Genomic DNA, 13,899 nt, shown 5'->3' with positions numbered 1-13,899 from the left:
AAAGCGTTTGATTTCGCTCTCTGTCAGCGGGGCGGGAGCGGGATAGTTTTTGTCCACATCCAGGGATATGTGCAGCAGGATGGTTTTTATGATTAGATTGGCGGGGATGTTCTCACCGAAAATATCGTCAATGTCTGAGAGGATCTTGGGAAGTTTTCGATTGTCAGGCTTGGGCGGCATATCCGGGCTGCTAAGTATGAAGGCTTGACGGGTATATTCACTCCACGAGGATATTAGTTCATAATATTTCTCGTCAATTGGGAATCCAAGGCCTGGCAGCATATTTGCGGCAACCACTGCTGAATTGAAGGCGTGCATTGTATCCTTTTTTCCGCGGATGTGAAATTTATCTATATCGTGCAACAGGATGATCCATTTTACGATTTGCTGTTGATCTGCGGATAAAGCCCGAAATTCAGGCAGCATGTACAGGCCCAGGAAAACACAAGTTACATGTGTGAGTGTGATTCCGTCTGCATAGGACGCCATCTTCTTCCACCCGGGGATCTTTGCTTCCATTGATTGCATCATTTCCTGTGTGAAAAACAACTTTACTCTTACATCCAGCTCGTCCCAGGAATTTAGCTCTCCTGCATTGTATACTTTGACCAGCTCAAGAATGAACTGGTTCAGCGAGGCGAAACTTTCATCGAAAATCGGAAACTCTTTTGATGTTTTCATGGGTTATTCGGATTATACAGCGGTTGGATTTTATTTCACTGTCTGATAATATCAGCCAATATATTTTGAGCTTTTATGATTTCAAGTCACCCGCGTAATCCTGAAAAGCCGCTTGACCTTGGCTGAATTACTGACCACTACATTACTCAACCAAATTTTACTTCGAGGCATTCATGCGTAAATTTGTCATCATCTGGATCGGTCAATTGATCTCCACCGTCGGGTCTGGCTTAACTGGCTTTGCCCTCTCGATCTGGATCTACCAGAAGACCGGTGAGGCGGCGCCTTTTGTTTATACGGCACTGTTTAATGCCCTGCCGGTTGTGATATTCAGCCTGTTTGCCGGCGCGTTAGTAGACCGTTGGAATCGCCGCTGGGTGATGATCCTCACGGATGTTGGAGCAGCTCTATCCACGCTGATCGTTTTTCTTCTATATACCAGCGGCAACCTGGAAGTATGGCACATTTATGTCTCATCCTTTTTTGCCTCTTTATTCAATACCTTTCAACTTCCAGCCTTCACTGCTTCCATTACGATGCTAGTTCCCAAGGATCAATTGACGCGGGCAAATGGCATGACGCAAACTGGTCAATCCCTGGAAGGCTTGCTCGCGCCAGTGCTAGCTGGGTTATTGGTAGGCGTGATCGGTGTCGGCGGCATGATGTTAATAGACTTCGTAACCTTCTTTGCCGCCGTGGGAACTTTATTGCTGGTGAGCGTTCCCCAACCTGAAACCACTTCAGAACAAAGGGCCCAGAAGATCGTGCAGGATATTGAGAAAGGCTGGCAATTCCTTTCAGAGAGACGTGGTCTGATCGCGCTTGCGGCTTATATTGGCGTTGTCAATCTACTATTGTCATCTGTGATGGCACTGATCACACCCCTTATTTTGTCATTCTCAGATGCAAAAATCCTGGGTTTTACCCAAATGCTCTCCAGCCTTGGGTTATTGCTGGGTGGAATTATGATCAGTTGGTGGGGCGGAACGAAGCGAAAAATGACCGGAATCTATGCCGGGATTCTAATCGGAGGACTCGGGTTGATGTTCGGAGGGCTGCGCCCAGTCTTCTGGTGGATCGCAATCGGGATATTTTTCTTTCTTTTTCCCATCCCCATGGTCAACGCGCAATTGCGTTCCATCGTTCAGACCAAGTCACCGCCTGAGCTGCAAGGCCGGGTATTTTCTGTGATCTTCCTGATCGCACGCTTGGGGCCGCCCATTGGGCTTTTGCTGTCTGCTCCACTGGCTGATAGAATCTTTGAGCCTGGAATGATGTCTGGTGGATTTCTTGCACCCCTCTTCGGCACGTTATTTGGCACAGGGATCGGGCGCGGAATCGGCCTAATGATGAGCCTCGCAGGAGTGGGCTTTTGGCTAATCACTGCCCTGATGTATGCCTATCCGCGCCTGCGGTTGGTGGAGGATGAACTGCCTGATGTTGTAATTGGGGATTAATGGCATTATGATATATTTAAGAAAGTTGTAGGACAATTCAACGTAAAGGCTTACCATGACATCAAAAAACAATCGTAACCCCGGCACACCTCTCGACCTGGATTGGGTGATGGGTGCGCACGTCAACAAGAGTGCCGTGGAACGGCGCACTGCCTCGCTGCCCAAACGACGGACCATCAAGAAGGAATGGCAGGCGGCGTGGCTGTTGCGCGCGGTCACTTGCATTGACCTGACTACATTGGCGGGTGACGATACGCCCGGGCGCGTCCATCGTTTATGTGCGAAGGCGAGAATGCCCATCCGCCCCGATATGCTCGCGAGACTCGGACTCGACGGCGAGAAAGTGACTGTCGGCGCGGTCTGCGTTTACCCAAACCGCGTGCATGATGCAGTCGAGGCGCTTCGTGGATCCAACATTCCAGTTGCCTCTGTTGCGACAGGCTTTCCTGCGGGACAAACGCCCCTGCCTCAGCGGGTTCAGGAGATCGAGCAGGCCGTGGAAGCAGGCGCAAAAGAAATAGATGTGGTCATCGCCCGCAATTATGTTCTTACTGGCGATTGGGCTGCGATGTACGACGAGCTGCAACAATTCCGCAAAGCTTGCGGAGACGCACACATGAAGACCATTCTCGCAACAGGTGATCTCGGCACGCTCAAGCAGGTCTATCAAGCCAGCCTCGTGGCAATGATGGCAGGCTCGGACTTTATCAAGACGTCCACAGGTAAGGAAACGGTCAATGCCACGCTGGAATTTAGTTTGGTAATGACGCGTGCCATCCGCGATTACCTGGATCGCTTTGGCTACAAAGTCGGCTTCAAGCCCGCGGGCGGAATCAGCTCCGCGAAGCAGGCGATGGCATGGCAGTCGTTGATGAAGGAAGAACTCGGCGACGAGTGGCTGATGAATGACCTTTTCCGCATCGGCGCAAGCAGTTTATTGACCGATATCGAACGGCAGTTGTATCACTACATCACAGGTCACTACGCCGCGAAGCATCACATGCCAATGGGATAAGTTTTTTTATATACGAAGGACACGAAGAGCACGAAGGAAAACAATGAAGTTTATGAAAATCTCGCTGATAGTCACGCTTGCTGTTACATTGGTTGCCTGCTCGCCCGCGTCAACCCAATCGCCAAACGCGACACTCACATCTTTACCCACAAGTACACCAACTTTAGCACCAACTCCCACCGAAACGCCAGCGCCAACCAAGGACTCGAACGCACCAGATGAATTTACGCGCTTCGAAAACGGCATGTACTATATGGATTTGAAAACAGAGAAAGGCAATACGTTAACTTATACTTGGGATAAAGAGCGAAATACCTGGGAACGAATGCTATTTTCGGGATATTTGGTTGATTATTCCCAGAAAGACATAAACGATGGGATGCAACAGCCTGATCAATTACTTACAACAGTATATCTTGATCAATCAATTGAGGGTGAGATGTTGATGCCGACATTATCCCATATACCGAATACAGATGCTTGGAATAAGGTAAATTTCAGCTCTAATATCTATACGGATATGTTACAAGCGCTAAAGAATAGGGGAAATATCAGCGACATAAAGGAATTTACTTTTTCGAACTGGAATGAAGGCAAATTTTATCTGGAATTTACGAACGCCGACGGTCCGCAACGGTGGGGACTCTGGCCGGAATCCACAATAACCGTTCATATCCGGGGAGACTTCGAACAGCTGAAAGCGAATACGGATACAAACGGATTTTCTGAAGCAAAATGGAACTCATCATACGGTCCGAAAAACAGTTATATGGTGAAAATATGGACCAAAGACGGAAATCTGATTGTCCATATTGCCCCCAGCTTACGGCCTGCGTCACGATGGACGGAAAAACAAATCCTGGAGATGATTTTTTTCGGACCGGCAGATGTAATGGAGTCAACGGATCTGGTACATCCGGGATCAGGCACGATGCTGAGCGGATATGTATTAAATGCCAAAACATTGCCATATTTTACATTTGGCCCGCCGCCATAAAATGTGATCGGAGTATATTATGACCACCTTACTTGAAATCTTCAAAAGCATGGAATACGGACCCGCCCCCGAGGCGCCTGATGCCGTCAATGCGTGGCTGGATGAACATAACCGTAAATTCGGTCTGTTCATCAACAACGAATGGGTGACGCCGAAGGGTGCGAAATTCTTTCAGTCCATCAATCCATCGAATGGCGAGTTGTTGGCTGAGACGACGCAGGCAGGGCAAAAGGAAGTGGATGCGGCTGTCGCTGCGGCGCGGGAGGCGTTCGGCACTTGGAGCCAGACTCCAGGTGTTGTCCGTGCGCGATATCTGTATGCGATTGCGCGCAATATTCAAAAACATCATCGCTTGCTGGCGGTCTTGGAATCCATGGATAACGGCAAGCCGATCCGCGAGTCGCGTGATATCGATGTGCCGCTGCTGGCACGTCACTTTTACTATTATGCGGGCTGGGCGCAATTGATGGAAACTGAAATGCGCGATTATCAGCCTGTGGGTGTGGTCGGGCAGATCATCCCGTGGAACTTCCCTTTATTGATGCTGGGCTGGAAGATCGCGCCTGCCATAGCGATGGGAAATACGGTTGTTTTGAAACCTGCTTCTTATACACGACTGACTGCATTGTTGTTCGCCGAGATCGTCGCAGAGGCGGGTGTACCTCCTGGCGTGGTTAATATCATCACAGGCAGCAGTAAAGCTGGCTCGATGCTGGTTGAACATCCCGATGTGGATAAGATCGCCTTCACGGGTTCCACCGATGTGGGGCGAACACTTCGTCAGCAGACGGCTGGCTCGGGCAAGAAACTGTCGCTCGAGTTGGGGGGGAAGAGTCCATTCGTCGTGTTTGACGATGCCGATCTGGATGGAGCAATTGAAGGCGTGGTCGATGCGATCTGGTTCAATCAGGGTCAGGTCTGCTGCGCAGGGTCAAGGCTGATTGTGCAGGAAAACGTCGCGCCGAAGTTCATCCAAAAATTAAAAACCCGCATGGAACACATGCGCGTGGGCGACCCGCTGGATAAGGCAATTGATATGGGTGCCATCGTCGATCAGTCGCAATGGGACACGATCGATGGCTGGGTGAAGACGGGCATTAGCGAAGGCGCTGAATGTTATCAGCCGAACATCCCCATGCCTGAAAAGGGCCTCTTCTATAAGCCCACGCTGCTTACTGGTCTCGACCCCGCAGCTGCCACTGTTCAAGAGGAAATTTTTGGGCCCGTGTTGGTTTCGCTGACGTTTAGAACGCCGAGCGAAGCCATCGAACTTGCGAACAACACGCGTTATGGTCTCGCCGCCAGTGTGTGGAGCGATAACATCAACCTCGCGCTGGATGTGGCCAGCAAGATCAAGGCGGGCTCGGTGTGGGTCAATTGCACGAATCAATTTGACGGCGCGTCGGGCTTCGGCGGCTATCGTGAGTCGGGTTACGGGCGCGAAGGCGGCAAGGAAGGTCTGTTTGAATATGTGAGACCGACCTGGATGGATCGTCCGCGCCCAGACTTTGGTCTCGATACGGCCGCTTCGCGGGGCACACCTACTCGACCACCTTTCGATGGAAAGAAATGGGGCGAACACATTCCAGCGCGTCCCACCGCGCCGACAGTTGATCGGGCAAATGGACATTCGCTTCCCTCAATAGACCGCACTCCTAAGATGTACATCGGCGGCAAGCAAGTCCGCCCTGACGGCGCATACACGTTGAGCATGTTGAGTGACAAAGGAAAATTGGTCGGTCAGGTCGGTGACGGCAATCGCAAGGATATTCGTGACGCGGTTGAAGTTGCACATGCTGTAATTCTCGCCAAGTCTGGTTGGGCCATGCGACATGGATTCAACCGCTCGCAGATTTTATATTTCATCGCTGAGAACCTGGATGCGCGCAATGCGGAGTTCGTCAAACGCATTGTAGAAATGACGGGACGCACACAGAAGTCTGCTCAAGCCGAGGTGGATGCCTCCGTGGAAAGATTGTTCAGTTACGCGGCCTGGGCCGATAAATATGGCGGCACCGTGCAAGAGACGACTTTGCGCGGCATTACTGTCGCAGTCAACGAACCGATGGGTGTGATCGGCATCGCCTGCCCTGACGAAATGCCCTTGCTTGGGTTTATCTCACTCATGGCTCCCGCCATCGCAAGAGGCAACACCGTGGTGATGATCCCCAGCCAGAAATATCCGCTCTCCGCCACAGACTTCTATCAGGTGCTCGATACCTCCGATGTGCCTGGCGGCGTGGTCAACATCGTCACGGGTGACCGTGACCATCTGGTCAAAACCCTTGTTCAACATGAAGATGTTGATTCGGTCTGGTACTTCGGCCCCGCGGAAGGCTGTTATCACGTCGAGAACGAATCTGCCGCGAACATGAAACGCACGTGGACAGGCTACGGTCTGCCCAGAGATTGGATGTCCCGCGAACAGGGCGAAGGCCACGAGTTCCTGCACGAGGCCACGCAGGTCAAGAATATCTGGGTGCCGACGGGGGAGTAGGGAAGAGCAGATAATTAGATGATTAGACCTCCGAGGCTACTCTCGGAGGTCTTTTTTGTTAAAGATGTACAGTTCAGTTATTCATGGTGAACAAGGAAATTCCGCCAATCCACACAGGTTTTGGAAAACGGGACTAAAATAGTTCAGACAGAGACAAAATAGCTAGCTAAGTTCCTGTTCTTTGAAGGGCTGATAGCTAGGAGCGTAAAGCTCACCAGGAGGATTGAATATGAACATGGAAAAATCAATGTTTCGGAATTTTCCCCTCAGTATATTTTTGGTATTGTTTGTTGGGTGTGCACCATCTACAGCAACGCCACAGGCCAAAGTGGAGGTACTCAATATTACCGAGAATAAACTGGTAACGGGGGAAATCATACAATCCAAGGTCTTTGATCAATGCGATGCTGCGGGGCCATTCAAGATGGTAATTCAATTCAGTGACAGCGCCAGTGAAACCAATCAAGAGGAGCTTGTTTTAGGTGCAAGCGTTACTGGTGGGGCGGATGTCTCTGGCGTTGCAAAAGTAGAAATACAAGGATCTGTGGAAAAACATTTCTCTTCCATTATAAGTAATCAGAAGGGCCATTCGGAAAGTATAAATATTGAAGTTCCTGCGTATACCCGACAGGAATATACAATTATCTGGAAAGAGACGCGCCGCGAAGGCACGGTGGAATATATGGAAAACGGGGAAACCAAAGCTACTAACTATAGTTATCGGGTGGGACTTGAGTTTTCTTCTTCATCAGTAAAAAACATTGACTGTTCGCTTCCAACTGAGACCCCACCCCCAGCAACACTATCACCCGTCTCTGAAGCCCCAACACTATTACCAGCAAGAACACTAGCTGATAGTTGTATAAATTCTCAAAATTGGAAGCCAGTCTCTGCCGATCAAAATACATTAAGTGATATGTCGAGTGACTTAAATAACTGTTATTCGATTGAATCCCTGGGGATTTTTACCGATCAACAGGGCGTCTTGCATCTTTTTAAGCGCGATAAAAGAAATTTTGAAACGGCGGGAATTTATACGCCCATTGATAGCAATAATTCTGTCGTTGAATTTAGTATCTATATTAATTCGATGTATATTGCGAACTCAGAATCCCCTGCTTATATTACTTTTGCCGTTGCGCCAGCTAACAATCCGACGTCAGCCAGAGATTCTGCACGTTTCAAATTCCATGTTGATACGGTTGGAAATAATCCTGCAATTCTCTTTATGATGGCAGATGTGGGTGAGTATAGCGGTATTAAGATTATGACCCAACACTATGAATATAGCCGTACGTACGATATTCGTTTTGAGCTAATCGGAGGCTTCATGCGCGTCTATATTAATAATCTAAAAATGGATGAAAGTCTGTCAATTCCTGATGGGTCGAAGGTGTTTTATATTGGCTATGATCTGCCTGCCTTGGCAGGCATGGATGTTGAAATTACGAACATTCGAGTTGGTGGTTTTGTAAAATAAACCTTTTTATGCTCACGATGTATCTATTTGCTGCTGTTACTAAGCTGCCCGCGATTGGCTCGACCGCGAGCAGGGAGAAGGTCACGAGTTCCTGCACGAGGCGACTCAGGTCAAGAATATCTGGGCGCCGACGGGGGAGTAGGGAAGAGCAGATAATTCGATATTAGAGATTAGATGATAAGACCTCCGACTACTCAGAGGTCTTATGTTTTTATTGATGTGGAATTTGTTTAAAACGGCAAGCCAAAATAAACACCAACACACCATAGAACAGCGGCGAAGACAATTTCACCAATACCAGACCACAAGTCGCGGCGGGTGAGAGTCCATTCCTGTTTGAGATAGGCTTTCCAGGGCGTTTCCTTGTGATACACAACTTCGACCGTCTTGCCTATCTCATAGCGTGGATTAAAAAATCCACTATTGTCGGTCATTTCTACCAACTGTTCGGTGTTTTGGACGCGAAATGCTACGAGTGGACGAACAGACCTGCCGAATAGAAAGCCACGATAGTTTCCTATGGAACGAACTACGCCAGAAGCAGTTGAACTATCCTTTCTGATATTTTCCATTCGTCTAAAAAGAATGATGGTGGGAATCCCTGTTGCCAGACCGAGGATGAAGAACAAAACAGAAAATGCATAGATCATTGTTCACCTTCTTTTCTGTGATTGCCGTACCTTTTTTATTATACATCCATCTTCAACTTATTATTTTTTCTACTCTTCCTTCGGCAGGCGGGGCGGGTTACGTTGCCACAACCTCAACCCCGCTCAATTTGACATCCGTTCCTGCTCTGAGTGTATTTTGAATTTCGACGACAGTGTCCGTATGCTACAGCAGATTTCCCTATCGCAACCATCCCAAGAGTGTTCCCAAGTTTGTCAGGATGAAGGTCAAAAGTGGAAGTAGTAATGAGTTCAAAAATCCGAGAGTGGAGCCTGGATTCATGGCTGAATTGCGTGTTTGTTTTACCTTTTTGTAATAGTCCAGCCACCAACTGAACGCTTCCCTTGTTTTTTCATCCATGAAGTTTTGTTCTATTTTCAAAGATTCGATCTTTTTATGGATGCTATTAAGAGTCTCATCCTTCTTTTTGGTTATGATCTTTGCAAGGGAGAATTGAATCAGTACAAAAAAGAACGTAGTGACACCCCATAATGGGATGAGAATCAGGAAGATTGCAAGGGGGGTAAAGTTTTGGGTCGCGACAGCCACCAAAGTTAAAAGGGCGGATATTACCGCTGACAGGTAGATGGTCCCCATGAACATGCTGGATAAATTGCCGATCACTGTCGAGTCTGCAGGATCGCTTTCAAAAAGATCGAATTGATAATTTTGCATACGTGACAGCAGGGTTAAAAACACCAGTTCATTGTAAAACCCCATGGCGAAAAAGACCTGCACGATTAATAAAAGGATCAACAAGCCTGGCGTGGGGAGGTCCACGGTTGGAAGATACGCCAGCAGATATACAAACGGCATGGTGAAAATTAAAAATAGCACTATGAAGATGATGGCTGACCTTTTGTTTGTATATGTATTCCACCACCGTTCGAGATCGCCAAGGCTTTCGTTGGATTGAAGGAAACCTATGATCTGCTCATGAAGACGGGTGACGATGCTATCGCTATGAATTTTTATGCAAATGATTGTGGGAATCATAAACACAATGTCCCAGAAAACCAGTGAGTAATGGGTGGGATTCATACTTGCTTGAAGTGAAAATACGCTGATTGCGATCAGAATAAATATCATGGTAATCAGGCTTACTCCCCACCAGTCTGATAGTGTTTCCCGCCTGCGTAATGCTTTTTGCAGGAAAACAGTTGTTTTATGAAAGACTTCATTGAGAAAGGTAGTTTCTCCCCCCGATATAATTCTCTGTTTCAGGTTGTTTTGTTTATCGGCAAAAGTATCCTTTTTAGCCATGTCACACCGCGCCTTCTCATGTCCATTCTCCGCTAAATTTAGTATAGCACGAATGCATCCAAGGGTTACAGAAAATTTTGCCAAGCAATTTCAACCCCACTCAATTTGATATCCGTCCCCGCCCTGAGCGTATTCTGAATTTCGGCGACAGTATCCATGTGATGCATTGTTACCTCAGATTCGAGCGAGAATCATAGTCTCTTTGCAGCACCGATCTTTTTTGTTAATTACCTATCTAAGCTGCTTCATTAACCTGGAATAGGTATAATATCTAAAATTTCATGTTCAGTTATGTCGAGATTATTGTATGTAATCTTGAGAACAGCCGCAAAATTACCATCTGTTTTGAATTCCTTGTTTTTTCTTAACTGTTGGTAAAGTTCTTGCGATCTTTTTCGCAAAAACTCTGCAGCTCCCCATGTCCCGAACCCTCGTATGCCAGAAATTATTAATATTTTATTGGCCGCATTCCATGGATTGGTAACTTTAGCTAAAAGAGCGACATCCGTATATGTGCCCTCAGGAATATTTCTGGTTTGTTGAGCAATCTCGTCGTAAGATGGGGATGGATACCGTGCAATGTCTAAAAATATTTCCCATCGACTCTGATTTTCGGGTTGTGGTCGGAAGTCATAGATCTTGATGCCCTTGCCACGCAGCTCCCTTAGTAGTTCTGCTGTAAAATGGTTGGATTTTGGGCTGCAAAAGGTGACAATATTTTTTTGCTTTTCAGCTGGCGTGAGATGCGATGTGTCACGAACTTTAATTGGTCCTTGCCACCCTGTTTTTACGAGACTACCAACAACATTGTTTATCGATGCCATATCTTCAGTGGAGGTTCTTGGTAGTATAGAAATAGGTACTTCCTCCCTGTATGCAAAAACAAAAATGATTTCATCTTCCCCAAAATTCAGAATTTTCTTCAGATTTCTTTGAGGGATACCTTCGCGATATTTTCGAAAAAAATAGCCCAGATAGGCGGCAAGCAAGGATGAAACTATGGATAGGGCGAATTCCAGAATAGTCATGATTTCTTTCCTCCTTAGGAAGTTACCAAATAATACAATTAAACCCCTTTCATTGCAAGTATAAGGTTTCTGGAATTCAAGTTACTCTGTCTATTTGGTTAACGCGTGGATCTCCTACCATCCACGATTCGCCCAGCCGTTCTGACGTTCTTCACGAAATCGCTGCACCCATTCTTCGGAGACAACATCTGCCAGTTTTGTCAGCGCAGGCGGGGCAATGATCGCAGATATCGAATCCAGTTCGAGATAATCCAGGATCGTTCGAACGGTTTGCTCATATTCTTGCACAAAGTCCTCGTAAAAAATATTCAATGGGGTAATGCCGCCTTCGGCAAGAAATTCCTGTATCCCTGCTTCACGCATGGAACATTCGTTGTATAAGTGATTGATGGCGTCGAAGGAATACTTATCGGAAAGGTCAACAGGCTTGCGGGGTTCATTGTTTGGCACGTGCCATTCTCCCGATTGGATCGCCCTCCACCATGAAACTGCCAGCCGAACTTTGTTACGGCGCGTCATGAAGATGTGGCGGTGATTGGGAAAGACCCGCTCCCAGACGGCTGTCCGCTTTATTTCGGCAGATCCACATGCGGGGAAGTTCCGAAGCGTATCGATCAATTGGCTGAAATGCGGTTCATAGTAGGAATGACTAATGCCAAAAACGCCGTTCGCAGTACTTCCAAGTCTATATAAATAGTCTTGAAGTTCGGCATGGCTTGTCTTGTTGAAAGTCGTGAGCAGGTTGGGCGGGCAGTTGAACCATTCGCGCGGGACTCCAGCAACGCCTGTAGATTCGATGGCTTTGTATAGCAGCGTACTACCTGTCCGCTGGGTGAACCAAATGGTGTAGGAAAGATTCGGCGTCATGGATATTCTTCCTTGTGATCTCTATCCCTTTGCACAAAGGTCACAGCGGATTTAATATTTCTTTATTTTTCCTCTTTGCGAAAATCTGGCATTTCCCTTGCAATGAACTTCAAGTAAGTTCGGGTGATGGTGTTCCAGGTCCACAGACCCAGCAGGGTAATAAATACTCCTGCCAGCCCAAGAATAAGAATCCCCAAATTCCCAGAAGCAACGAAGGCAATTGCTGTCGCCGAATTGAGCATCATCAAGTAATAAACCCAGGAATTGATATACATCTGCTTCCTGGCCTGGGCCATTTGCAAGGTTCTTTCCTTCCTGTCGGCTTTGAGATGATTTGTGTTCGGCATCGTGTCGATGTTTTTGGAATTCAACACAGCCGCGATCACCAGAAGGGCATTGATCGCAACGAACACATAACCCCAGCGCGAGGGGCATATTGCCACAGTGCTGCAATCCGTGGCGGCGCTTTGATAGAGGGCAATTCCCATGGTGGCGGGCAGCCCGAGCACGGCCAGTTCGCGGCTGATGCGGATGCGGCTTTTCAGCGAATCCATCCAATCCAGTCGACCATCCTTGTATTTCCGCAGGCGGAATTCAAGGATGTTTTGCGGGTAGGGGTCTTTCTTATAATTTGGATGATCCGTAAGATATTCATCGGCTTGTTCGAGTCGTTTGAATTTTTCGAATGGATTCAGGATCATATCCGCCAGTTTGTCGAATACCACTCCGAATAAGTAGGCCACGCCTAGAAATCCGATCAGTGCATTAGACTGCAGCAGATCCTTGTTGATATCCGATCCACCCAAAAACGGCAGGACAAATGCGCAGAGCGCGAGAATGCCTGCCAGGATGAGTTCAATACTTACCTGCGCAGTATTCATGGATTCCTCCTCATCGCTGTTATGGCCTCTTGAAATGCACTCTTGGATTCGTCGAACGAAAGCAGCTTCAGCGCCCTATCTTTATCTGCCCAACGAAGGTTTCTGCCCTCACCGGATTTCCCTGCTTCGGTCATCCGCACCAGAAAGTATTGAATAGTTACATTCTCTTTGCCTTTTTCATATTTTCGGATGGATAAGGGTTCAACGACCTGGCCCTTGATCCCCGCTTCCTCTTCCAGCTCGCGCAGGGCAGCTGCTTCGGGGCTTTCGTTTCCCTCTATATGACCCTTCGGCAGAACCCAATGCTTCCCGCTGGATGACGAGATGATAAGAAAGAGAGTTTCTTCTCCATCCTTGCGAAACACCACACAACCAGCATGGGTCAGGGCTTGTTTCATGCTGCAAGTATAGCATGGCTGTAAATATGATTCATAGTGCAGCCTTATGTGGTCAAGATCTCGATTTTGCTCAAAATCACAGGTGTCTCTACCCTGAGGGAATTCTGAATCTCGGCAACTGTATCCGTGTGCTCCATCAACTTGCGGATTTCATCTTCTGTGCCCTTGGCATGGACCATGGCGCGGTAAGTCACATTCTTTGCGCCTTCACCCTCCGCGCCGAAGTCGCCGCTCACCTCCACTTCAACTTTTTCCACTTTGATACTTCGTTTTGCGGCTTCGCGGTAAATGTCATTGCAGTAGCAGGTCGCGAGCGCGAGGAAGAGCAATTCTCCGCCGTTGGCACTGGAACCGAATCCGCTTGATTTAGGGGGGATGACAATGGAGTGCGAATTGTCGTTTGTGGTCAGGGTTACATTGTGTTGACCTTCGCTGTTTTCTACACGGGCGCTGGTTTTCATTTTGCACTCCTTTGGTATCAATGGATTATACTTTCGGAAAATTTATCCATACAATAGGAGTCCCCCATGTCAACCCGCTATAAAATACGTCAAAACCTGATCTCCATCGGAGATGATTTCTGGATCGAGAATGCGGAAGGCAAACGCGCCTTCAAAGTGGACGGGAAGGTGTTACGCATCCGCAAGACGCTGGTCTTCGAAGATG

General features: G+C 47.8%; 14 protein-coding genes. 6 read left to right on the top strand and 8 right to left on the bottom strand.

Annotated elements, in window-relative coordinates; genetic code table 11:
- A partial coding sequence (locus AC14M5_RS08330) for an HD domain-containing protein (RefSeq protein WP_484029188.1) occupies positions 1-681 on the bottom strand: 681 nt, incomplete at its 3' end.
- A gap of 173 nt (positions 682-854) precedes the next feature.
- On the opposite strand from AC14M5_RS08330, the gene AC14M5_RS08325 reads away from it, so the two are divergent.
- From AC14M5_RS08325 to AC14M5_RS08305, 5 genes are all read left to right on the top strand, one after another.
- Positions 855-2,138 (top strand): MFS transporter, encoded by a 1,284-nt coding sequence (locus AC14M5_RS08325; protein WP_484029187.1) that lies wholly within the window; start codon positions 855-857, stop codon positions 2,136-2,138.
- Positions 2,139-2,193: 55 nt separating this feature from the next.
- Positions 2,194-3,153, top strand: a complete 960-nt coding sequence (gene deoC / locus AC14M5_RS08320) for a deoxyribose-phosphate aldolase (protein ID WP_484029186.1) — start codon at positions 2,194-2,196, stop codon at positions 3,151-3,153.
- A gap of 52 nt (positions 3,154-3,205) precedes the next feature.
- Positions 3,206-4,150, top strand: a complete 945-nt coding sequence (locus tag AC14M5_RS08315; RefSeq protein ID WP_484029185.1) for a hypothetical protein — start codon at positions 3,206-3,208, stop codon at positions 4,148-4,150.
- 19 nt (positions 4,151-4,169) lie between these two features.
- Positions 4,170-6,647 carry an aldehyde dehydrogenase family protein gene (locus tag AC14M5_RS08310; protein WP_484029184.1) on the top strand — a complete coding sequence of 826 codons (2,478 nt, stop codon included), beginning with the start codon at positions 4,170-4,172 and terminating at the stop codon, positions 6,645-6,647.
- Positions 6,648-6,876: 229 nt separating this feature from the next.
- Positions 6,877-8,127 carry a hypothetical protein gene (locus AC14M5_RS08305; RefSeq protein ID WP_484029183.1) on the top strand — a complete coding sequence of 417 codons (1,251 nt, stop codon included), beginning with the start codon at positions 6,877-6,879 and terminating at the stop codon, positions 8,125-8,127.
- A gap of 230 nt (positions 8,128-8,357) precedes the next feature.
- Here AC14M5_RS08305 and AC14M5_RS08300 read toward each other — a convergent pair whose 3' ends face one another.
- From AC14M5_RS08300 to AC14M5_RS08270, 7 genes are all read right to left on the bottom strand, one after another.
- Complete coding sequence (locus tag AC14M5_RS08300; protein WP_484029182.1) at positions 8,358-8,777, bottom strand: hypothetical protein; 420 nt, start codon at positions 8,775-8,777, stop codon at positions 8,358-8,360.
- Positions 8,778-8,976: 199 nt separating this feature from the next.
- Complete coding sequence (locus AC14M5_RS08295; protein WP_484029181.1) at positions 8,977-10,059, bottom strand: hypothetical protein; 1,083 nt, start codon at positions 10,057-10,059, stop codon at positions 8,977-8,979.
- A 248-nt stretch (positions 10,060-10,307) separates the two neighbouring features.
- On the bottom strand, positions 10,308-11,087 hold the full coding sequence (locus AC14M5_RS08290; protein ID WP_484029180.1) for a hypothetical protein: 780 nt from the start codon (positions 11,085-11,087) through the stop codon (positions 10,308-10,310).
- A 114-nt stretch (positions 11,088-11,201) separates the two neighbouring features.
- Positions 11,202-11,954 (bottom strand): Stf0 family sulfotransferase, encoded by a 753-nt coding sequence (locus AC14M5_RS08285; RefSeq protein ID WP_484029179.1) that lies wholly within the window; start codon positions 11,952-11,954, stop codon positions 11,202-11,204.
- Positions 11,955-12,016: 62 nt separating this feature from the next.
- Complete coding sequence (locus AC14M5_RS08280; RefSeq protein WP_484029178.1) at positions 12,017-12,835, bottom strand: hypothetical protein; 819 nt, start codon at positions 12,833-12,835, stop codon at positions 12,017-12,019.
- A complete protein-coding gene (locus AC14M5_RS08275) occupies positions 12,832-13,233 on the bottom strand; it encodes an NUDIX domain-containing protein (RefSeq protein WP_484029177.1) in 402 nt (133 codons plus the stop codon). The genes AC14M5_RS08280 and AC14M5_RS08275 overlap by 4 nt, the downstream gene beginning before the upstream one ends.
- Before the next feature lie 44 nt (positions 13,234-13,277).
- Positions 13,278-13,694 (bottom strand): OsmC family protein, encoded by a 417-nt coding sequence (locus AC14M5_RS08270; RefSeq protein ID WP_484029176.1) that lies wholly within the window; start codon positions 13,692-13,694, stop codon positions 13,278-13,280.
- A 66-nt stretch (positions 13,695-13,760) separates the two neighbouring features.
- On the opposite strand from AC14M5_RS08270, the gene AC14M5_RS08265 reads away from it, so the two are divergent.
- A partial coding sequence (locus AC14M5_RS08265) for an LURP-one-related family protein (RefSeq protein WP_484029189.1) occupies positions 13,761-13,899 on the top strand: 139 nt, incomplete at its 3' end.

The organism is Candidatus Villigracilis sp., from assembly GCF_057083605.1.
Note: the sequence above shows the minus strand (reverse complement) of the source record. Positions and strands in the feature narration are given on the sequence as shown.

What these genes read in the sequence shown, in the direction of transcription:
- AC14M5_RS08280 (WP_484029178.1), bottom strand. Translation starts at nt 12,835, where the DNA reads ATGAATACTGCGCAGGTAAGTATTGAACTCATCCTGGCAGGCATTCTC.
- AC14M5_RS08325 (WP_484029187.1), top strand. Translation starts at nt 855, where the DNA reads ATGCGTAAATTTGTCATCATCTGGATCGGTCAATTGATCTCCACCGTC.
- AC14M5_RS08290 (WP_484029180.1), bottom strand. Translation starts at nt 11,087, where the DNA reads ATGACTATTCTGGAATTCGCCCTATCCATAGTTTCATCCTTGCTTGCC.
- AC14M5_RS08305 (WP_484029183.1), top strand. Translation starts at nt 6,877, where the DNA reads ATGAACATGGAAAAATCAATGTTTCGGAATTTTCCCCTCAGTATATTT.
- AC14M5_RS08315 (WP_484029185.1), top strand. Translation starts at nt 3,206, where the DNA reads ATGAAAATCTCGCTGATAGTCACGCTTGCTGTTACATTGGTTGCCTGC.
- deoC (WP_484029186.1), top strand. Translation starts at nt 2,194, where the DNA reads ATGACATCAAAAAACAATCGTAACCCCGGCACACCTCTCGACCTGGAT.
- AC14M5_RS08310 (WP_484029184.1), top strand. Translation starts at nt 4,170, where the DNA reads ATGACCACCTTACTTGAAATCTTCAAAAGCATGGAATACGGACCCGCC.
- AC14M5_RS08285 (WP_484029179.1), bottom strand. Translation starts at nt 11,954, where the DNA reads ATGACGCCGAATCTTTCCTACACCATTTGGTTCACCCAGCGGACAGGT.
- AC14M5_RS08270 (WP_484029176.1), bottom strand. Translation starts at nt 13,694, where the DNA reads ATGAAAACCAGCGCCCGTGTAGAAAACAGCGAAGGTCAACACAATGTA.
- AC14M5_RS08275 (WP_484029177.1), bottom strand. Translation starts at nt 13,233, where the DNA reads ATGAAACAAGCCCTGACCCATGCTGGTTGTGTGGTGTTTCGCAAGGAT.
- AC14M5_RS08300 (WP_484029182.1), bottom strand. Translation starts at nt 8,777, where the DNA reads ATGATCTATGCATTTTCTGTTTTGTTCTTCATCCTCGGTCTGGCAACA.
- AC14M5_RS08295 (WP_484029181.1), bottom strand. Translation starts at nt 10,059, where the DNA reads ATGGCTAAAAAGGATACTTTTGCCGATAAACAAAACAACCTGAAACAG.